General features: G+C 31.7%; 14 protein-coding genes and 4 tRNA genes. 11 read left to right on the forward strand and 7 right to left on the reverse strand.

Features of this window, described 5'->3' with window-relative positions; all coding sequences use genetic code 11:
• Positions 1–51: 51 nt before the first annotated feature.
• A complete protein-coding gene (gene gpmI / locus RH98_RS07325; RefSeq protein WP_010252516.1) occupies positions 52–1,569 on the reverse strand; it encodes a 2,3-bisphosphoglycerate-independent phosphoglycerate mutase in 1,518 nt (505 codons plus the stop codon).
• 1,036 nt (positions 1,570–2,605) lie between these two features.
• Here gpmI and RH98_RS07330 point away from each other — a divergent pair.
• The gene (locus RH98_RS07330) at positions 2,606–3,358 is read left to right on the forward strand and encodes a murein L,D-transpeptidase catalytic domain family protein (protein WP_010252518.1); all 753 of its coding nucleotides are present in this window, start codon (positions 2,606–2,608) and stop codon (positions 3,356–3,358) included.
• Positions 3,359–3,415: 57 nt separating this feature from the next.
• Here RH98_RS07330 and RH98_RS07335 read toward each other — a convergent pair whose 3' ends face one another.
• A complete protein-coding gene (locus RH98_RS07335; protein ID WP_010252520.1) occupies positions 3,416–5,005 on the reverse strand; it encodes a L,D-transpeptidase family protein in 1,590 nt (529 codons plus the stop codon).
• A gap of 519 nt (positions 5,006–5,524) precedes the next feature.
• On the opposite strand from RH98_RS07335, the gene topA reads away from it, so the two are divergent.
• The 8 genes from topA to abc-f all read left to right on the forward strand — a co-directional run bounded on the left by topA (position 5,525) and on the right by abc-f (position 17,001).
• On the forward strand, positions 5,525–8,053 hold the full coding sequence (gene topA, locus RH98_RS07340; protein ID WP_010252523.1) for a type I DNA topoisomerase: 2,529 nt from the start codon (positions 5,525–5,527) through the stop codon (positions 8,051–8,053).
• Positions 8,054–8,056: 3 nt separating this feature from the next.
• Complete coding sequence (locus RH98_RS07345) at positions 8,057–9,202, forward strand: formimidoylglutamase (RefSeq protein WP_010252525.1); 1,146 nt, start codon at positions 8,057–8,059, stop codon at positions 9,200–9,202.
• 131 nt (positions 9,203–9,333) lie between these two features.
• On the forward strand, positions 9,334–10,734 hold the full coding sequence (porK, locus tag RH98_RS07350; RefSeq protein ID WP_010252527.1) for a T9SS ring complex lipoprotein PorK/GldK: 1,401 nt from the start codon (positions 9,334–9,336) through the stop codon (positions 10,732–10,734).
• 36 nt (positions 10,735–10,770) lie between these two features.
• Positions 10,771–11,436: a type IX secretion system motor protein PorL/GldL gene (gene porL / locus RH98_RS07355; protein ID WP_010252529.1), complete on the forward strand. Its 666-nt coding sequence runs from the start codon at positions 10,771–10,773 to the stop codon at positions 11,434–11,436.
• A gap of 27 nt (positions 11,437–11,463) precedes the next feature.
• The gene (gene porM / locus RH98_RS07360; protein ID WP_010252532.1) at positions 11,464–13,023 is read left to right on the forward strand and encodes a type IX secretion system motor protein PorM/GldM; all 1,560 of its coding nucleotides are present in this window, start codon (positions 11,464–11,466) and stop codon (positions 13,021–13,023) included.
• 32 nt (positions 13,024–13,055) lie between these two features.
• Entirely contained in the window at positions 13,056–13,943 is an 888-nt protein-coding gene (gene porN, locus RH98_RS07365) for a type IX secretion system ring subunit PorN/GldN (protein ID WP_010252534.1), read from the forward strand.
• Positions 13,944–14,018: 75 nt separating this feature from the next.
• Positions 14,019–15,074 (forward strand): NAD(P)/FAD-dependent oxidoreductase, encoded by a 1,056-nt coding sequence (locus RH98_RS07370; protein ID WP_010252536.1) that lies wholly within the window; start codon positions 14,019–14,021, stop codon positions 15,072–15,074.
• A gap of 13 nt (positions 15,075–15,087) precedes the next feature.
• Entirely contained in the window at positions 15,088–17,001 is a 1,914-nt protein-coding gene (abc-f, locus tag RH98_RS07375; protein WP_010252538.1) for a ribosomal protection-like ABC-F family protein, read from the forward strand.
• Positions 17,002–17,096: 95 nt separating this feature from the next.
• Here abc-f and RH98_RS07380 read toward each other — a convergent pair.
• The 5 genes from RH98_RS07380 to RH98_RS07400 all read right to left on the reverse strand — a co-directional run bounded on the left by RH98_RS07380 (position 17,097) and on the right by RH98_RS07400 (position 19,640).
• Positions 17,097–17,169, reverse strand: a tRNA-Met gene (locus RH98_RS07380).
• Between the two features lie 263 nt (positions 17,170–17,432).
• Positions 17,433–17,506: transfer RNA gene (locus RH98_RS07385), tRNA-Met, on the reverse strand.
• 261 nt (positions 17,507–17,767) lie between these two features.
• Positions 17,768–17,840 (reverse strand) — tRNA-Met (locus RH98_RS07390).
• A gap of 962 nt (positions 17,841–18,802) precedes the next feature.
• Positions 18,803–18,875, reverse strand: a tRNA-Met gene (locus tag RH98_RS07395).
• Positions 18,876–19,001: 126 nt separating this feature from the next.
• Positions 19,002–19,640, reverse strand: a complete 639-nt coding sequence (locus RH98_RS07400) for a CatB-related O-acetyltransferase (protein ID WP_010252540.1) — start codon at positions 19,638–19,640, stop codon at positions 19,002–19,004.
• Between the two features lie 193 nt (positions 19,641–19,833).
• Between RH98_RS07400 and era the strand changes: the two genes are divergently transcribed.
• Positions 19,834–20,721 (forward strand): GTPase Era, encoded by an 888-nt coding sequence (gene era / locus RH98_RS07405; RefSeq protein WP_010252541.1) that lies wholly within the window; start codon positions 19,834–19,836, stop codon positions 20,719–20,721.
• 66 nt (positions 20,722–20,787) lie between these two features.
• Entirely contained in the window at positions 20,788–22,101 is a 1,314-nt protein-coding gene (gene der / locus RH98_RS07410; protein ID WP_010252543.1) for a ribosome biogenesis GTPase Der, read from the forward strand.
• The last annotated feature ends 28 nt before the right edge of the window (positions 22,102–22,129 follow it).

The raw sequence follows: 22,129 nt of genomic DNA on the forward strand, positions 1-22,129 counted from the left end.
AAGAGAGAGAAGTAATATTACTTCTCTCTCATTTTTTTTTAAAATAATGGCTTATACCAAAGAATGTCTTGTCATTTCTTCTGGTTGCGGAATGCCAATTAATTTTAATATTGTAGGCGCTAGATCCCCTAATATTCCATTGTGTACCTCTTTTATATCTTTGTCTACGATGATAATTGGTACTGGATTGGTTGTGTGCGCAGTATTAGGTGTACCATCTGGATTAATCATTACTTCGCAGTTTCCATGATCAGCTAGAATAATAGTTGTATATCCGTTTTCAAGTGCTGTTGTTACAACTTCTTTCACACATTGATCTACGGCTTCACAAGCTTTAATAGCTGCTTCCATCACTCCTGTATGTCCTACCATATCTCCGTTTGCAAAATTTAAACAAACAAAATCTACTTCTCCTTTTTTTAATTCGGGGATTAAAGCATCTTTCAAATCGTAAGCGCTCATTTCTGGTTTTAAGTCATACGTTGCTACTTTTGGTGAAGGACATAATAATCGTTGTTCTCCTTCAAAAGGCACTTCTCGACCTCCAGAAAAGAAGAAAGTTACGTGTGGATATTTTTCTGTTTCAGCGATTCTTATTTGTTTTTTACCATGGCGTTCTAAGACTTCTCCTAACGTATTATGTAAATTTTCTTTATCATATACTACATGGATATTTTTAAACGTATCATCATAATTTGTTAAAGTGACAAAATATAATGCTAGTTTTTTCATGTTTTGATCAGGGTGATCTTCTTGTGATAATACATTGGTTAATTCACGACCACGATCAGTTCTGAAATTAAAGAAAATAACAACATCATCTGCTTTTATCTCTCCGATTGGTTGATTATTACTATCTACCATTACGATAGGTTTGATAAATTCATCAGTAATACCTTCTGCATAGCTTTTTTCAATACTTTTTATAGCATCATGAGAATGCTCACCTTGCCCATTAACTAAAAGGTGATAAGCTAACGCTACTCTCTCCCAACGTTTATCTCTATCCATCGCATAATAGCGACCAATAATAGAAGCTAATTTCCCATTAGTACCTTCTAATTCTTTTTGTAAATTTTCGATGTGTTTTACTCCAGATTTAGGATCTACGTCTCTTCCATCTGTAAATGCGTGAATGTTAATATCTTTTACACCCGCATTATTGGCTGCTTTTACTAGACCATAGAGGTGTTGTTCATGGGAGTGTACTCCACCATCAGATAATAAACCTAAGAAATGTACTTTCTTATTGTTTTGTTTAGCATATTCAAAAGCTTGTTTTAAAACAGGCTCATCTGCAATAGTATTATTTTCAACCGCCATATTGATTTTAACCAAATCTTGGTAGACAATACGACCAGCACCTAAATTCATATGACCAACTTCAGAATTTCCCATTTGACCTTTTGGGAGTCCAACATTTAGACCATCTGTAAGTACATAACTATTAGGGTATTTTGTATATAGACTGTCAATGAATGGTGTATTTGCATGTTCAATAGCTGAGACTTTAGGATCTTGGGTTTGTCCCCAACCATCTAAAATCATTAAGATTACTTTTTTGTTCATAGCCTTAAATATTAAATATTATTAAGTTGTGCTATACAAATTTACGGATACTTATTGAAATCAGGTTGACTATTATTTAAAAACAATGCTTTTATTTCAGTGTTTATTGATAATTCTAGAAAAATAAAATAGGTTGTTATTGGTAGGCGAGTTCAATAACTACTCTGTATAAATTGAATAAAAAAGTTTTGAGGATATTCTTGATATTTAAGTGTTTTATGATAGTATTATTTTGAAAAGCCTTCTTTGTTTATAATGAGGTCATCTTGACTTTTGAGAAATAAAGATGAGGTATCGATATTTCAGAATACTAGAATGTCAAGACGACTTCATTCTATTAGCGCTCATCCAATTCATTACAGCTGTTTTATTTTCCAACTTTTAATAATTAATGGATTCATGGAATAATTGATTCGTCATGCTCCTTTATAACTATAGGCGATATGATTTTTTCAACAATGCTTCAACAGTTCTTCAAGATTCCTTCAACAAATAGCCCTCTATATAGAGCAATCATGGGGAATTGTTGAAGAACTGTTAAAGGATTTAGCTTGAGTCCTTATGAATACTAGTTTTGGCAAGCATTCCATTTTTTACTCATTACATTGTTTTTTTAGTTAAAGTCTTGTAATTGAGTTAGGTATGTTTTTTTGGCTTAAAAAAAAGTGAGGTGTTTTTTTGCTCAGGTAGCTTTCATTCTTTACACAATTAATTCGTTGTCATTTATCTAGTTGGATAATATGGAATCTTATGACTTTTATTGTTATATGACAAAGAAGTTTCAGAAAATTAAAAAGTCAAGATGACTTCAATAATTTGAATAATGAACTTTTTTGGTATTTATAAAAATGAAAGATGTAAGTTTTATTATTAGGTAATTATTGTATTTACTAGGTTATATAGTAAGTTAAGCTATAGCGTTTGTGTTAAAAGTGGTAGCGATTGAGTTGTGTTACTGTAAAAAAAAATATTTGATTAAAATATTTTTTATATTTTTACGTTTCTTTGATTATAACCCCTTAAAAATTAGCAAATAATGAAATATAAGTTTTTGTCATTTATGGCGATAGCTTTCACTTTAATCGGTGCAGGAGCAGAAGTAAGTAAGGTAGATGAGCATCATGAGTATCTCGTTAACAGTAAAAATATAGAAGAGGTAAGAGAGAGCGAAGCTGTAGAAGTAAGTGAAAGTTTTGAAACAAAGGCTTATTCAATTTATAATAGTTTAGAATTAAATGGATTCAATGCGCCTTCTGCTAAGGTGTTTACTAATGCATTAAAAGGTTATTTTAAATTAAAGGAAAAGGGAGATGTTACTAATCAAAAATTAACAATTGTAGATTTTAGTGTTTCATCTTCTGTGAAGCGACTTTGGGTTATCGATATGGAAAAGTTTGAGATTGTATTGCAATCTTATGTAGCCCATGGGAAAAAAACGGGTGATGAATATGCGGTGTCTTTCTCTAATCGTATTAATTCACATATGAGTAGTCTGGGGTTTTATAAAACAGGAGAAACTTATAATGGTAGAAATGGATTTTCATTACGTTTAGATGGATTAGAAAGAGGGATTAATGATAATGCTAGAGTCAGAGCAATAGTTATTCATGGCGCTGATTACGCAAGCGAAGAGTTAGTCAAAACACAAGGTCGATTAGGTAGAAGTTATGGGTGTCCAGCTGTGCCAGTTGAGATAAATCAGACCTTGATAGAATTAATTAAAGAAAATTCATGTTTATATATATATTATCCAAGTAGTGATTATATGAAACGTTCATTATTTGTCTAGAAAAATGAAAGGATAAAACAACAAAGGCTGGAATTTACTGTTCCAGCCTTTGTTGTTTTATTTTAGTTTTGAGTACAAATTATCATCATACTTATAGACGTCATTAAAGTAAGTGATTTTCCCATTATCTTCTATCTGTATTGTCCAGTAGAACTGATAAATGAATACATCTTCTTCAGAGGTTTTTATATTATTTGTCTTTTGTGATTTTAGTATTTCTTCAATTTTTTCTTTCGTAATATCATTTTTCTGTATATTAAATACGAATTGTGCAAGGTCAAAAGGATCTTGGACTCTCACACATCCAGAACTCATATTTCGTGCTGTGCGGTTGAAGTAAGCTTTATTAGGGGTATCATGTAAGTATACAGAATAATTATTGTTAAACATGAATTTAATCCTTCCTAATGTGTTTCCTTGTCCACCTTTTTGGACATAACGATAGGAATTAAATTTTTCGGGTTTCCAATTTTCTGTAGTTACTGCTTTTCCTGTAGCTTTGTCATATATCGTGAAATTTCGATTGTTAAAATATGTAGAATCATTTTTTGCTCTAGGTACAACATCATTTTTTAAAATTGTAGGAGGCACTGTCCATGTTGGGTTTAAAACAATTGTTGTTAGTTTTGAAGTTAAGATAGGCGTTTTTCTAGCGGTTGTTCCTACAATTATTTTATGTCTATTTAAAGTGTCATTTTTACTAACAGCCACTAAACTAAAATCTGCAATATTGATTAAAATATAGTGTTCACCAAAGTTTTTAGGATACCATCTCCAGCGCTCAAGATTGACAATGAGTTTTTCTTTCAACAATTGTTCTTCTTCTGTAATTGCTTTTATTGTATTGGCGTTAGGAATCCCATTTATTGAGATTTTATATTTCTTTTGAATATTTTCTATTGTACTTTTTAATTCTTTATTATAAATGTCATTTATTTCTAAGCTATCAGGATAGATAGATAAAAAGCTTAAATGTTTTTTTAAAGATTTAATATTCTTAACAGTGTCATTAATCGTTATTTTATCATTAATTACTGTAAGGGTGTCTTTTTTAAGATTGTCAAGGGCTATAAGTTTTTCTCTTAGATTGTTATATACCTTATGATGAGGTCGAATACTATCATATGAATCCGAAACTGCATCATTATTCACTGCGCGTAATAAAGTTGTAGGTGCATTGAATTCTTTTTTATTTAAATCCCAGTCATTATATAAACGTTTAGGATTTAAAACACCATTCATTATATCATTTGTACTTTTAAAATATGAATCTGAGAATAGAAAATCAGCTTTGATTTTTTCATCATCATTAAGTTTGTCATATTGCTTGTTAAAAGAGTTTAGCTCATCAATAGGGTATCTGGTAATATTAATACCATCATTTTTAAGTTCGTTAAGTGAATGTATGAGTTGACTTCTGTTTTTTTCACTTCCCCATACAGTTTTAAAATTATTGTCTTTATATAATTTATATAATTCAATATTTTGTGAAGTAACTAAATTTGAATCTATTGCAATTAGATTAGTAGTCGTGAGCGGTGATGCTTTAATAGAATCATTATAAGCTATCTGCAAAGGATCTTTAATAATTTTTTTGCATGATAAAAAGATTGTACTTAAGCATATAAAAAGAATAATTCGCTTCATCTGTTATAAATATATAACAACAAAAATAGTGATTATAAAAATAAAAGTATGGTTATAGTGTTAAAATATGAAAAAAATGGCTTTTATTAGTGAGTTTTTGAGCTTAGTGGAAATTGAGATTAAAATGATGATTCTAGTCAATAAGTGGATTATGGTATAAATTCGAGGTAAAAGATTATCTTAAAAAACTGTTTAGTAAGCTGTTTTTTCCAACTAGTAAAGTCAGTATATGATTGATTCTATGAATATATGTACGATTATTTGTGTGTTTTTTGATTAAAAAGAAATGAATTTTTGGGTTTATTTAAATTGTGTTTTTCGTAATTGAAATGTAATAGTGGTGTAGTTAATGAATTATTATCAAAAAACGGATTGTAAATAATGCTATTAAAGTAGATATCTTGTCATTTTAGTTACATAAGTTTATATGTGTAAGACTTTGAAAAAAATGGATTAATAAGGTTCTGAACGGATATATTAAAAAAAATCCTATATTTTTGCTCTTCAAATTAATGAAGTATGGCAAAAAATTTAGTGATTGTTGAGTCACCTGCTAAGGCAAAAACTATAGAAAAATTTTTAGGACAGGATTATCAAGTTGAGTCAAGTTATGGGCATATAGCAGATTTGCCTTCAAAAGAGATAGGAGTAGATGTTGAAAATAATTTCAAACCTACATATGAGGTTTCAGCAGATAAACGAGCTGTTGTAAAAAAATTGAAAGATCTTTCTAAGAAGGCTGAGACAGTTTGGTTAGCTTCCGATGAAGACCGTGAAGGAGAGGCTATTGCATGGCATTTGGCAGAAGAACTAAATTTGAAGAAGGAGAAAACAAAACGTATTGTATTTCATGAAATTACTAAAAATGCAATATTAAAGGCTATTGAAAATCCTCGACAAATTGATTATAATTTAGTTAATGCGCAACAAGCTAGAAGAGTACTTGATCGCTTAGTGGGATATGAGCTTTCTCCGGTTCTCTGGAAGAAAGTAAAAGGCGGATTGTCTGCTGGTAGAGTTCAGTCTGTGGCAGTGCGTTTGATTGTTGAGAGAGAGAAAGAAATTAATGAGTTTAAGGTAAATTCATCATTTGCTATATCCGCTGAATTCAAAACAGTGGATGGTAAAATTGTAAAAGCTAAACTTCCAAAAAGTTTTGCGACTGAGAAAGAAGCAAAAGAATTTTTAGAATTAAATGCTGGGGCACTTTACAAAGTAAGTGATTTAGAAACTAAACCAGCTAAAAAGTCACCTGCAGCACCTTTTACAACATCTACGTTACAACAAGAGGCGGCTCGTAAACTACATTACTCAGTAGGACAGACGATGACTTTAGCACAACGTTTGTATGAGAGTGGACTCATTACATATATGAGAACAGATAGCGTTAATCTTTCTAACGATGCTATGTCTGCTGCTGCTGCTGAGATTAGTAAATCTTATGGGAAAGAGTATTCTAAACCAAGAACTTATACTACAAAAAGTAAAGGAGCTCAAGAAGCCCACGAAGCTATTCGTCCTACTAATATGGCTTTACATATTGCAAAAGTAGATCGTGATCAAGCAAGGTTATATGATTTGATTTGGAAACGTACACTAGCCTCTCAAATGAGTGATGCAAAATTAGAGCGTACAAATGTTCGTATTGCATCAAATAAATATCAAGATCAATTTGCTGCAAGTGGAGAAGTGTTACTTTTTGATGGTTTTTTAAAAGTTTATTTAGAAGGACATGATGATGAGGATGAAGAAGTAGAAGGTATATTGCCAAGTTTACGTGTAGGAGAAGAATTATTCAGAAATTCCTTAGTTGCTACCCAAAGATATTCTAAACCTGCTGCACGCTATACAGAGGCCTCTTTGGTTAAGAAACTTGAAGAATTGGGAATAGGGAGACCATCTACTTATGCACCTACAATTTCTACAATTATTAATCGTAATTATGTAGAAAAGGGAACAACTGAAGGAAAAGAAAGAGGTTATAAACAACTTGAATTTTTAAATGATCAGGTGAAAGTAAAAGAACTTGTTGAAAAAACTGGTTCTGACAAAGGAAAGTTAATACCGACTGACATAGGAATAGTGGTAAATGATTTCTTAGTAAAGAATTTTAAAACTATTTTGGATTATAATTTTACTGCAAAAGTAGAGGAGGATTTCGATGCTATTGCTGAAGGGAATGAAAATTGGGCTAAAATGATGAGAGAGTTTTATGATCATTTTCACCCAAATGTAAAAGATGTTGAAGAAAACGCAGAACGTGAATCTGGAGAACGTATTTTAGGAGAAGATCCTGCAACAGGAAAACCTGTTTTAGTGCGTTTAGGAAAATTTGGACCAGTTGCACAAATTGGTGATGCAGATGATACTGAAAAACAATTTGCAAGTTTAGCACCAGATCAGAATATTGGAACGATAACATTAGAGGAAGCGCTTACTTTATTTTTATTACCTAAGGCATTAGGAGAATATAAAGGAGAAGAAGTTGAGGTAAATAATGGAAGGTTTGGTCCATATGTTAGAGTTGGGAAAACATTTATTTCTTTGCCGAAAGGTGAAGAGCCTTTAGATGTTTCTTTTGAAAGAGCAGTAGAGCTTATTAAAGAAAAAGAAGCAGCTGATGCACCAATTGCTACTTATCAAGATTTACCAGTGCAAAAAGGTGTGGGGAGGTTCGGCCCATATTTAAAATGGAATGGTTTATTTATTAATGTAAGTAAAAAATATAATTTTGATAATTTATCTCAAGAGGATATTAATGAGTTAATCAGCGATAAGATTCAGAAAGAAAAAGATAAAGTTATACATGATTGGAAAGCAGAAGGTATTCGCGTAGAAAAAGCACGTTGGGGGCGATCAGTTATTTTGCAAGGAAAGACAAAAATTGAGTTAAGTAAAGATATCGATGCTGCTGCCTTAACGTTGGAACAAGTGACCAAAATTATTGAAGAAAAAGCTCCTGCAAAGAAAAAAAGTACAGCTAAAAAGACGAGTACTACTAAGAAAACCAGTACAGTAAAGAAAAGTACTACAAAGGCTAAAAAATAAGAAATGATATACGAATTATTAAAACCTTTAGATAAAGATATTCTTAATTTTATAGATAGTTTGCCAAGTCAATCACTAGGGAAAAAAGTTACTTTTTTTACTGGGAGAGAATTTGATGACTATAATAAATACCAAATTGCTATTATCGGTTTAAAGGATAATAGAGGATGTGGAGATGATGAATCTATTATTGATATAGGTAAAATTCGTAAAGCATTTTATTCATTGTATCCTGGAAACTGGGGATTGAGTATTGTAGACTTCGGAGATGTATTACCAGGAGCAAGTATTGAAGATACTTATTTTTTAATAAAAAAACTTGTGGCAGATTTGGTTAAAAACAATGTTTTGCCAATTATAATCGGAGGTTCTCAGGATATGACATATGGGATATATCGTGGGTATGAAACGATTAAAAAATTAGTAAATATTGTTTCAATTGATTCGAAATTAGATATTGCCAAAGGGACTGGAATAGCAGCAGAAAGTTTTTTATCTCGCATTATTTTAGAAGAGCCAGTCAGTTTATTAAATTTCTCGAATTTAGGTTACCAAACTTATTTTAATTCACAAGAAGAAATTGATCTTATTGAAAGTCTTTATTTTGAAGCATATAGAATAGGTGAAATTTTACAAGAATTAAAAAATGTAGAACCTATTCTTAGAGATGCAGATATTATAAGTTTAGATATGAATGCTGTAAAATCATCAGATTCGGGTGATTTTGAACAATTTAACCCTAATGGTTTTGATGGGAGGGAGATTTGTGCATTAGCAAGATATTCTGGTTTAAGTGATAGAGTTTCATCTTTTGGTGTTTTTAATTATAATAATAATAAAAGTGAAGCGTTATTAATAGCACAAATCATTTGGTATTTTATAGAAGGTGTCAACTATCGAACAAATGAATATCCTTTTGTTAAGCGTGAGCATTATCTAAAATATATTGTGCCAGTAGAGGGATATGATGATTTTATATTTTATAAAAGTAATATGTCAGATCGATGGTGGGTTGAAGTTCCTATACATAATGAGGAAACAAATGAAATGAACTTTATCTTGCCTTGTTCTTATAAAGATTATGAGGAAACTATAAAGCAGGAAATACCAGAAAGATGGTGGCGAATATTAAGAAGAAGTATGTTATAACACTTAATTTCTTTAAAAAAATAAGAAATATTAAATGTTAATTAAATTTCATCTTTGTTTTGTTTATTTTTACAGAAAAATTAACGCATTGAATTTTTAAGAGTACAGTATATAAAAAACTTAAAATTAATATGAAGAAGATAATTACGTTAGGAGCAATTGCAGCCTTATTATTCAGTTGTGGTACTGGAGATAGAGGTGAATTGATGGGAGGTGAACCTGGTAAGAGATGGCGTAGCACTAAACCTCATGGTATGTCTTTAATACCTGGAGGTACTTTTACAATGGGTCAATCTAATGAAGATTTCCTTGGTGCGCAGGATGCTCCTACTAAAACAGTTACTATTGGTTCATTCTATATGGATGAAACTGAAATTAGTAACAATCAATACCGAAAATTTGTTGAATGGGTTAAAGATTCTGTTATTCGTACTAAATTGGCAATTGCAGCTGATGATATGGGAATGAATAAAGAAGCAGGAGGAATTGGAGCTTACGCTTTTTTAGATTCTGAGGAGAATCTTGATAAAATGACTCCTTATCAACGCTATATGTATGATAACTACTACAGTATGGATATGAGTGATGATATCTATGCTGGACGTCGTTTAAATAAAAATGTTAATTTGGTTACTGATCCAAATAAGTATCCAGACGAGTATTATGTAGAAGTAATGGATTCATTATATATTCCTGCTAGTGAAACATATAATGGAATAACTACTTTCGATGCGTCTAAATTGAAGTTTAAATATACTTATATTGATGTTGAGTCTGCTACTAGAGATCAAGGTACTGATCCAAGAGGTAAACGTAATAGACATTTAAAAACTGAAACATTACTAATTTATCCTGATACAACCAGATGGATTAAGGAGTTCCAGTATTCTTATAATGAACCAATGCACAATGATTATTTTTGGCATGAGGCTTTTGGAGAATATCCTGTAGTAGGTGTTAATTGGTATCAAGCTAAAGCATTTGCTGCTTGGAGAACAATGTATAAGAATACTCATTTAAAGAATACAAAACAAAATCCTGAAGTTCATGAATTCCGTTTACCAATGGAAAGTGAATGGGAATATGCTGCTAGAGGTGGTCTTGAAGGAGGTATGTACCCATGGGGTGGTCCTTATGCGACAGATGAAAAAGGGTGTTTTATGGCAAACTTTAAACCAACACGTTTTGATTATGCAGCTGACGGGGCTTTATATACTGCAGATGTAAGAGCATATCCACCAAATGGTTATAACTTATATAACATGGCAGGTAATGTATCAGAGTGGACAAGTTCTCCTTATGAGGTTTCTTCTTATGATTTTATGTCATCATTAAAACCGAGAAATAGACCAAGTGATAATCCATTAAAAGTAGTAAGAGGTGGTTCTTGGAGAGATCCAGCTTATTTCTTACAAGTTGCAACTCGTGATTCAGAATATGCTGATTCAGCACGTAGTTATATAGGATTTAGAACCGTTCAATCTGTTTCAGGTTCATTATCTCGTACAAATGCCGCTAAAATGGCTCGTTAATAAAAAAGAAAATCATAAAAAAAAGATATATAGGCTATGGCAATATCTAAAAAAGTGATGAACTTCTGTTATGGAATGGGAGCTTCAGTAGTAATCATAGGAGCATTATTCAAGATTACTCACATGGAATTTGGTTGGTTCAACGGTAATAATATGTTGACAATAGGTTTATTGGTAGAGGCATTTATTTTTGCTATTTCTGCTTTTGAACCAGTAGATGAAGAATTGGATTGGGCTAAAGTTTACCCAGAGCTTAAAGATGGAGAAGCAAAAACTCTTAGAAAAGCTAAAGATGTTATAGTAGAACCACAAGATGCAGAAAGTTCACTTTCTAAAAAATTAGATCAATTATTAAAAGATGCTAAAATAGATGGTGAGTTGATGAATAGTTTAGGTAAAAGTATTCGCAATTTTGAAGCAGCATCTAAAGAAATTGCTCCAACAGTTGATTCTGTAGCTTCGACGCAAAAATATGCTAATGAGATGACTTTAGCTGCTCAACAACTAGAGTCTTTAAATAAAATGTATAAAGTTCAATTAGAAAGTGCAACTGCTAACGCTGAGATTAATAAGGCTGTAGCAGAGAATAATGCTCAGTTAAAAGAGCAAATGCAAGCATTGACAAATAATTTAGCTTCTTTGAACAACGTATATGGCGGAATGCTTTCTGCTATGGGTGGCGGGAACAGAAATGCTAATTAATTTATAATTTAAAACTATTATAGAGTAATGGCAAAACAAAAACTGACGCCTAGACAAAAAATGATTAACCTGATGTATCTGGTGTTTATCGCAATGATGGCACTTCAGATGTCACGTGAGGTTTTATCTGCTTTTGGAATGGTAAATGAAAAGTTTGAAGAAACTACTACTGCTTTAGCAAAAAATAATCAAGAGATTTCATTGGCGCAATTAGAAAGTAAAGCCAATGATGATCCAGCTAAGTTTGCTAGTGCATATAAAGTAGCTAAACAAATTAATCAAATTACTAATAATTTTATTAGTAAAATTGATCTTTCTAAAGAATTGATAGTTAAGACTTATAGAGAGGAAGATGGTACTTTGCCATTTGAGACAATGGATAAAAGTGATGTGCTTGATAATTTATGGTTTAAAGGAGATAAATTATCTACTGAAGGTGAGGATTTTCTTACTATTATCAAGGATTATAAACAACAAGTATATGATTTAGTTGGAAAGGATGCAGCATTTAAATTACTGATGGAAAAGTTTGATAAAAACTTTGATTTAAGTGATGTTAAAGATAAAAGTGGTGTTACGAAACCTTATCTAATGTATAATTTTCAAGGATTCCCTGCTATTGCTTCTTTAACTAAGTTGTCTGCTATGCAGAATGATGCACGTGTGATGGAGCAAGATGCTTATAATTTATTGTTGGGAAATAAATTGATCGAAGCAGTTTCTATGAAGAATTATAATGCAATTGTAATTCCTGATAAGTCTGCATATTTCAGTGGTGAAAGTTTTACTGGTAAAGTAGTTTTAGGACGTTATGATAGTTCTACTGTACCTACTAATGTTGTAGTTAATGGTCAAAAATTAGACTTATCAAAAAGTCTTGATAATGGTCAAGTACGTATTGCATTTGGTGCTGGAAATGTTGGTGAACATAATATTAACGGTAAGTTTACTTTTATGGAAGATGGTAAACCTGTTGATATTGATATTAAAGGTAACTATGTTGTAGTGCCTAAACCTAACTCAGCAACTGTTTCGGCTGATAAGATGAATGTTGTTTATCGTGGTGTTAATAACCCATTGACAATTTCTTTTGCTGGAATATCTGATGATAAAGTAGTGGCTTCAGCTCCTGGATTGAGTAAAGCTGGTGGCGCTGGTAAGTATTCGTTAAGACCTCAAGCTGGAAGGGAATTAACAATAAATGTTTCAGGTACTTTACCTAATGGTGAAACTGTTCGTGATAGTAAGATATTTCGTATTAAAGATATTCCTTCTCCTAGAGGTACTGTTAGAGGAGAATTCGCTGCTAAAGGACCTAAGAGTAATCTAGAAGTGGTTACGGTAGGTGCAAAATTAGAAGACTTTGATTTTGAGGTTAACTTGACTGTAACAAGTTTTGTTTTACAAATACCAGGACAACCTAGTATTGTTGTACAAGGCAATAGAATGAATGAGCGTGCAAAAGCTGCTATAAGAAAAACTAGATTAGGGGATATAGTAGTTATTTCTGATATTAAAGTGAGACTTGAAGGTGCTGGTGATTACCAGTTGAAGAAAACTGCTCCTTGCACGTATGAAATTATATAAGTACATTTATTAAGAAGAAAATAAGAAAAAATATGAACTGGAAAAAATTTTCACTATTTGTTGCATTTTCTTTGTTTTCAATAGGAAGTTTTGCACAAGCAAATTTATTGAATGCGAAATCAGCAAGTGAGATAGGTATGAAAAGTTTACAAGAGATATTAACTAAATCTGATGGACCTATTCCATATGGATATATTAATGACAAAAATTTACTTTTCGGAATTAAGGTATGGGAGAATATCTCTTTAGACGAAAAAGCCAACGAATCTTACTATTTTCCAATTGAAAATGTAGAAGAAGGAGAAAGAAAATCATTGTTTCAAGTTTTGATTGATGGAATAAAGTCTGGTGAGATCACCGAAGTATATGATGATAGTGATTTTAAAACTCAACGAACTTTAAAAGATATAGAAGCTTCTTTTGTAAGAGTTGATACGACTGACGTAGGTATCGAATATTATAATGCTGGAGAGGCAATACCAGAAGAGTATATTCAACGTGTAGAATTAAAACCTGCAGACGTTAAAGAATACCATATTATGGGTATGTGGTATTTCGATAGAAATGAAGGACAATTGAAATATCGATTGTTAGGAATTGCACCTGTAGTTGCTGACCTTTACACGTTAGGTTCTGATAATGAAAATTATGTTGAGTTATTCTGGATTTTCTTTGCAGATGCTCGTAACGTACTTTATCAGAATTACGCTTATAACTCTAAGAATCCTTTAAATCCAATTAATTTTGATCATTTATTGAATTCGAGAAGATTTAGCGCTTCTATTTATAAAGCGAATAATCAATATGGTGATCGTCGTATCGATGATTATATTAAAAATAATGATTTACAAGAATTATTCGAGGGAGAAAAAATTAGAGAATTTATTCGAAACCTTGAAGATGATATGTGGAATTACTAATTTTGTAATTACTAATTTAAAAAGCTCTTATCTATTAAATTAGATAAGAGCTTTTTGCATTAAATAGGAATGGTTATGTATGATTATATTATTGTGGGAACTGGTTTAGCTGGTATTAGCTTTGCTGAAAAATTAATTAAGGAAGGAAAAAGTTTTGTAGTTATTGATAATGAAGGTCGCTCTTCTTCTTTAATAGCAGGGGGGATGTATAATCCAGTTGTTTTAAAAAGATTTACAGATGTATGGAAGATTAATGAACAACTTGCATTAGCCAAACCTTTTTATGAGGCATTACAAGATAAATTAGGTATTCAATTTTGGCATCCGATGCCACTGTTAAGAAGATTACTGTCAGTAGAAGAACAAAATAATTGGTTTGAGGCAGCAGATAAACCAAACTTAGAAAGGTATCTTTCTCATAAGCTAGTACGTGAGGATATTAATGGTGTGAGTGCACCGTTTGGGTATGGCAGAGTCTTAGAAACCGGGTATTTAGAAACTAGTGAGTTAATCTATAGCTATCGTGATTATTTGAAATCTCTAAATTCATATAGAAAAGAAACTTTCAACTTTGAAGAATTTAGTTACAATGATAATGAAGTTACTTATAAGGATATTATAGCTAGACATATTGTTTTTGCAGAGGGTTTTAGTCTATTGAATAATCCATTTTTTAATGAACTACCTTTGGACGGAACAAAAGGGGAATTAATGATTGTTCGTATTCCTGATTTGAAGATAGATTTTATGCTTAAGGCTAAGGTTTTTATTATTCCTATTGGGAATGATTTATATAAAGTAGGGGCTACTTATGATTGGGAAGATAAAACTGATAACCCTACAGAGGAACGTAAACAGGAACTTATAGATGGATTAAAAGATTTAATTAATTTAGATTTTGAAATTGTACTTCATACTGCTGGAGTTCGCCCTACAGTTAAAGACCGTAGACCACTTTTAGGAAGAAGTAGAGAATCTGACCGTATTCATGTACTTAATGGTTTAGGTACGAGAGGAGTACTTTTAGGTCCTTTTTTAGCTGATAAATTATATAATAATATTGAAAATAATGAGCCTTTGGAAGAGAATTTATCTATCCATAGGTATAAGAAATTTAAAATTAAGAAATAAGAAATAAGAATATATGTTAAACATACACAATTTATCTGTATCGTTTTCGGGAGAGTATTTGTTTGAAAATGTGACTTTTCGTATTGGTGCTGGTGACCGAGTTGGTTTAGTTGGTAAGAATGGTGCCGGAAAGTCTACAATGTTAAAATTGTTATCAGGGGATTTAGATGCTGATACAGGTAGTATTGCAACAGAGAAAGATTTAAAAATAGGTTTTTTAAGACAGGATATTGAGTTTACGCCAGGGCGTACTGTATTAGATGAGGCTTATCAAGCTTTTGTTGAAATTAAAGAAGTAGAGTCTGCTCTAGAGAAAGTAAATACCGCATTGGCTGAGCGTACAGATTATGAATCTGAAAGCTATAGTGAGCTGATAGAAAAACTAAGTGATTTAACTCATCGCTTTGAGATAATTGGTGGATATAATTATGTTGGAAATACAGAACGCGTATTACAGGGGTTAGGATTTAAGAGAGAAGAATTTAATAATCTTACAGATACTTTTTCTGGAGGATGGCGTATGCGTATTGAATTGGCAAAGTTATTACTTCAGAATAATGATGTTTTGCTTCTGGATGAGCCTACCAACCACTTGGATATTGAAAGTATTATTTGGTTAGAACAATTTTTGAAAACATATCCAGGCGCAGTTGTGATTATTTCGCATGATAAGATGTTTTTAGACAATGTTACCAATAGAACAATAGAAATATCGTTAGGTAAAATTTATGACTTTAATAAGCCTTATTCGCAGTATTTAGTATTGAGAGAAGAGTTGAGAGAAATGCAATTAGCCGCTCAGAAAAATCAAGCTAAAAAGATTGAGGAAACTGAAAAATTGATTGAGAAGTTTCGCTATAAAGCTACTAAGGCTTCAATGGCACAATCTTTAATTAAGAAATTAGATAAAGTTGAGCGAATTGAGGTGGATGAAGATGATAATGCTGTAATGAATATTTCTTTTCCTGTTAGCATTGATCCTGGTAAGGTCGTTCTAGAAATTGATAATGTTACTAAGCGATTTGGTGAAAAGACTATCTTTAAAGATATTAATCTTTTAGTGGAGCGCGGAAGTAAAATAGCTTTTGTTGGGCAAAATGGACAAGGAAAATCTACTCTGATAAAAGCAATAATGAGAGAGTTTGAGTATGAAGGTAATATTAAACTTGGTCATAACGTTCAAATAGGGTACTTTGCTCAAAATCAAGCAGACTATTTAGATGGAGAAAAAACATTGTTAGATACGATGTTGGATGCGGCTACTGATAGTAATCGTGTTAAAGTACGTGATATGCTAGGTTCTTTTTTATTTAGAGGAGATGATGTTGAGAAGAAAGTAAAAGTATTATCTGGAGGTGAGCGTAATCGATTAGCGCTATGTAAAATGTTGCTTTCTCCTATTAATGTCCTATTAATGGATGAGCCTACCAATCACCTTGATATTAAATCTAAGAATGTTTTAAAGAACGCTTTAAAGAATTTTAAAGGAACACTGATATTAGTTTCGCACGACCGTGACTTTCTGCAAGGATTAACCGATTTTGTATATGAATTTAAAGATCAAAGTATCAAGGTATATTTAGGGGATATTAATTATTTCTTAGAAGAAAGAAATGTCCAGAATATGCGCGAAGTCGAAAAGAAGAGTGATGTAGAGGTCGCAAAAGTAAAAGAGGAGGTAAAGAAGAAAGCTCCACTGTCATATGAGGAACAGAAGAAACAAAAATCATTACAAAATAGAATTAGTAAAATAGAAAGTGAAATCAATGAGTTAGAGAAAAGAATTGCTAAGGACGATGAAAGACTTTTGAAAGAATATGACAAGTTAGTAGAAGATACTAAATTCTTTAGCGAATATGAGAAGAATAAAAAGCGAATTGATGAATTAATGTCTGAGTGGGAAAATATTCAAGAAGAATTAATGTAATTATAAAAGGGTTTTACAATTGTAAAACCCTTTTATTTTTTAAGTAAGGTGTAATAAAAGAAAAACCACTTTATTGCTAAAGTGGTTCATGTTAGTAGCGGGAACAGGACTCGAACCTGTGACCTTCGGGTTATGAGCCCGACGAGCTGCCTACTGCTCTATCCCGCGCTATTGTGGTGCAAATGTAATATGAATAATTAAGCTTTACAAGGTAAAATACATAATATTATTAAATTAATATTTAAATAGTTGATATATAGTTTTTTAAAACAAACAATTAATATCTTGCCAAATTATAATCTTATAAATAAATAGAATAAAGTAAAGAAAGAGGATATTTATGGTTCATAAGATAGTGAGGGAAGTTAGAAGGTGGTCCCTTATGTAACTAAAGAAAAAAAGGAGATAATCATTGATTATCTCCTTTTTAGTAGCGAAGACGGGAGTTGAACCCGTGACCTCAGGGTTATGAATCCTGCGCTCTAACCAACTGAGCTACCTCGCCATTCTGTTGGTATTACTTCTGTAATGCGGGTGCAAATATATATACAATAATTATATAATACAAGTCTTAGAAAGCGTAAATTATAGTATTTCTGAAATTTCATCAACACTAAAAATTTAGGAAGCTGTTTATTAATGAGTTAAAGTTTTTGCTTGCAGATCACTTTTTTTAAATAGTATTCTAAAATGTGTTCGTATAAGAATTTACTTTAATTATTATAAATGAAAAAAGGAGATAATCAATGATTATCTCCTTTGTTAGTAGCGGGAACAGGACTCGAACCTGTGACCTTCGGGTTATGAGCCCGACGAGCTGCCTACTGCTCTATCCCGCGCTATTGTGGTGCAAATATAGTACGTAATATCTGACTTTACAAGATAAACTTAGGAATATTGATGAATTATTATTTAATTGGTTGATAGTTAGTTTTTTGTGATACAAGAAATATTTTGTTTTTATAGTGAGCAATCTACTCTGCAGAAGTATTATGTAATATGTAAGCGTAAAAAGGTATATGTTAAGTAGCCAATTTCTATAGTTGTGATTTAAATAGAGCTTAGCTCATCAATATAGAGGGGTGTATTCTATAACAAATGAAATGAATAGTAATATCTTTTTAATTAATAATAGATAACAATGAATCTCAAGATTGTGCATTAATCTATGCTATCGTGTGTTTTATTATTATTCAGTCTCATACTGTAAGCTTTCTATTTATTTCATCTTTGAATTCTATCTAAGTTTCATCTTCTACGACCTCATAAAAATAATTTATATAGAAGAGTAATATATCTATTTACCTGCTGGATAAGCAATGGCTAAAAAAGGTTTAAATTGACCATTATTTGACATTTGTAAAATTATGAATATCACTGTTAACCCTGTGTATATAAGGCTTAAGAAATAATTTAAAAAGTTTTGTAGTAGATTTGTTCGGGAACGGTTCGGAAACAGTGCGTGAAAGCATTGCAAAAACAGAGTTTTTGCGAACAAGACTGCTACCGTGCCCGAACGACACTTGGACGAGAAGCGAATGGAAGGTTTAAAAAACGAAAAAAAAGGGGGAGCAAGATTGACTTTTTTACAGTCAATTTGGAAGAAAAGCCAAACTTTGATTTGTGTATTTTGATTTGATTTTATCAGTTAGAGCACTGATTGACGATGTAAAAGTACAAATTATTTCGTTACTAATTTTTTGGAATAATGGTACGCTAATTAATTTTTAAGAAGGATCTATAATTTCATCAATGACCTAAATGAAAAAAGGAGATAATCATTGATTATCTCCTTTGTTAGTAGCGGGAACAGGACTCGAACCTGTGACCTTCGGGTTATGAGCCCGACGAGCTGCCTACTGCTCTATCCCGCGCTATTGTGGTGCAAATGTAATATGAATAATTAGAATATCAAAACAATTGCAAGATAATTATCGATTTAATTGTGTTTGGTGTGGGTATTACGTTGATATGTTGCTTTTTATATATAATAATAAATATTAAATTTCATATTTATTAAGAGCATCTATTAATGCGTTTATGTCATTTGAACATAAAAAGGGCTGCAGAGTATCAAATTTCTTTTGATCCCATTCATATATTTTTAATGAAAGTAGGGTATCTACTATTTCTTGTGGGAATCTTAACTTTACAGGTTTAGCAGGATTTCCAGCTACTATGGTGTAGGGTTCTACATCTTTGATAACAATTGCGCCAGAAGCAATAATTGCACCTTCTCCAATTGTTATACCGGGCATTATCATTGCTCGCATACCTATCCATGCACCATCCTTTATTATTGTGTCTCCTTTACCAATATACGCTTCCTCAATTACATCTATAAAAGGGTATAGGCTAAACCAATCTGTACGATGAGTATTATTACCTCCCATTAGTATAACTGCTTCTGCTGCTATACATACATGAGAACCAATGTATAATTGGTCCACTGGCCAAGCTGATTCCCACTGGCTGCTACTATATTCATCACCATAAAGATAGCGCACTACACTTTCTTCAAAATTTCCTGACCACGCGTTACTATAATAACTTGAGGTTCCTTTAATATGTATATTGGGGTTTTTTACAGTTTCATGTAAGTATTCAACGATTGACCAATGTTTATTTTGTTGTTTCATAGATGATTTATACTGTTATTATTAAAAGGATTTTTATTCAATTACTGAGAAAAAAGTAAAGTAACTCTTTTTTATTAAGGAATAAAAAGATTTTTTAATAATAAAATTTATTTATCTAAGTATATGTGTGTATTTTATATTTCCTATGTCGTTGATATAAACTACCTTTGCATTAAGAAAAAAAAGTGAAGCTATGGAACATAAAGCAGGTTTTGTAAACATCATAGGTAATCCTAATGTAGGAAAATCTACGTTAATGAATGCATTAGTAGGAGAAAGATTGTCAATAATCACTTCGAAAGCGCAAACTACTAGACATCGTATTCTTGGAATCGTAAATGATGAAGAATACCAAATCATTTTTTCTGATACTCCTGGTATTATAAAACCAGCGTATGAATTGCAGGAATCAATGATGGATTTTGTAAAGTCAGCTTTTGAAGATGCTGATGTATTAATTTACATGGTAGAAGTAGGTGAGAAAGAATTAAAAGACGAGGCATTCTTTAATAGAATTACCAATGCGAAGGTTCCTGTTTTATTGCTTATTAATAAAATTGATAAATCAAATCAAGGACAATTAGAAGAACAAGTAGAATTATGGCATTCTAAAGTTCCTAATGCTGAGATTTTTCCTATTTCCGCTTTAGAAAGATTTAATACACAAGCTGTTTTTGATCGTATTGTTGAATTATTGCCTGTATGTCCTCCTTTTTATTCTAAAGATGCTTTGACAGATAAGCCTGAACGTTTTTTTGTCAATGAAATTATTCGTGAAAAGATTCTTTTGAACTATGATAAAGAGATTCCTTATGCTGTTGAAGTTGAAACAGAAGAGTTTTTTGAAGAAGAAGATATCATTCGCATAAGATCAGTTATAATGGTTGAGCGTGATACTCAAAAAGGTATCATCATTGGTCATAAAGGCTCAGCATTAAAAAAAGTGGGTATAGCAGCTAGAGAAGAAATGGAAAAATTCTTTATGAAAAAAGTTCATTTAGAGTTATTTGTAAAGGTAAATAAGGATTGGAGATCTAATGATTACCAATTAAGAAGGTTTGGTTATAATCAAAAGAAATAGAGATTAGTAAAATAAAAATAAAAGTATCGCATTGAAATACTAACTTTGCGACATATTTAAATATTTATGAGTAATATAGTAGCCATAGTTGGGAGACCAAACGTAGGGAAATCAACTTTTTTTAATCGTTTGATTCAAAGAAGAGATGCTATCGTAGATTCGGTTAGTGGAGTTACACGTGATAGAAACTACGGCAAATCAGAATGGAATGGAAGAGAGTTTTCAGTAATTGATACTGGAGGATATGTAAAAGGATCAGATGATATTTTTGAGGGAGAAATTAGACGTCAGGTAAGTTTAGCTATTGATGAAGCAGATGTAATTGTTTTTGTGGTAGATGTTGAGGAAGGAATTACACCGATGGATGAAGAAGTAGCACGTTTATTGCGAAAAGAAAAAAAGCCAATTTTTGTAGCTGTTAATAAAGTTGATAGTGCAAAAAGAATGGATGATTGTTACGAGTTTTATAATTTAGGACTTGGAGAAATATTCCCAATTGCTGGTATTAGTGGTAGTGGTACAGGGGATTTATTAGATGCAGTTGTACAGGCATTGCCACCAGAAGAAGAGAGGGGAGATTCTGAAGAGGATGAATTACCAAGATTTGCAGTAGTTGGTAGACCAAACGCTGGAAAATCAAGTTTCATCAATGCGCTTATTGGTGAAGATCGTTATATTGTAACTGATATTGCAGGTACTACACGTGATTCAATTGATACTCGTTTTACACAGTTTGGTTTTGATTTTAATTTAGTAGATACTGCTGGTATTAGAAGAAAAGCTAAAGTGAAAGAGGATTTAGAGTTTTATTCTGTTATGCGTTCTATTCGTGCAATTGAGCACAGTGATGTATGTATACTGATGGTTGATGCTACTAGAGGTTTTGAAAGTCAAGATCAAAATATTTTTTGGTTAGCAGAGAAGAATAGAAAGGGAATTGTAATTCTTGTCAACAAATGGGATTTAGTTGATAAAGATACGATGACATCAAAACAGTTTGAAGAAAAAATTAGAGAAGAAATAGCACCATTTACGGATGTGCCTATTATATTTACTTCTACAGTTACAAAACAACGTTTATTAAAAGCATTGGAAACAGCTGTTGAAGTATTTGAAAATAGAAAACAACGTATTTCTACTTCTAAATTTAATGAAGCAATGTTACCTATAGTTGAACGTACACCACCTCCTGCTATTAAAGGTAAGTATATCAAGATTAAATATTGTATGCAATTGCCTTCACCTACTCCTCAATTTGTATTTTTTGCTAACTTGCCACAATATATCAAAGATCCATATAAGCGATTTATGGAAAATAAATTGCGAGAGATTTATAATTTTAGTGGGGTGCCTATTGAGATTTATTTCCGTCAAAAATAATATATTGTATTGAGTACAATTTAATATG

The organism is Myroides injenensis M09-0166, from assembly GCF_000246945.1.
In the GTDB taxonomy this organism is placed as follows: domain Bacteria; phylum Bacteroidota; class Bacteroidia; order Flavobacteriales; family Flavobacteriaceae; genus Flavobacterium; species Flavobacterium injenense.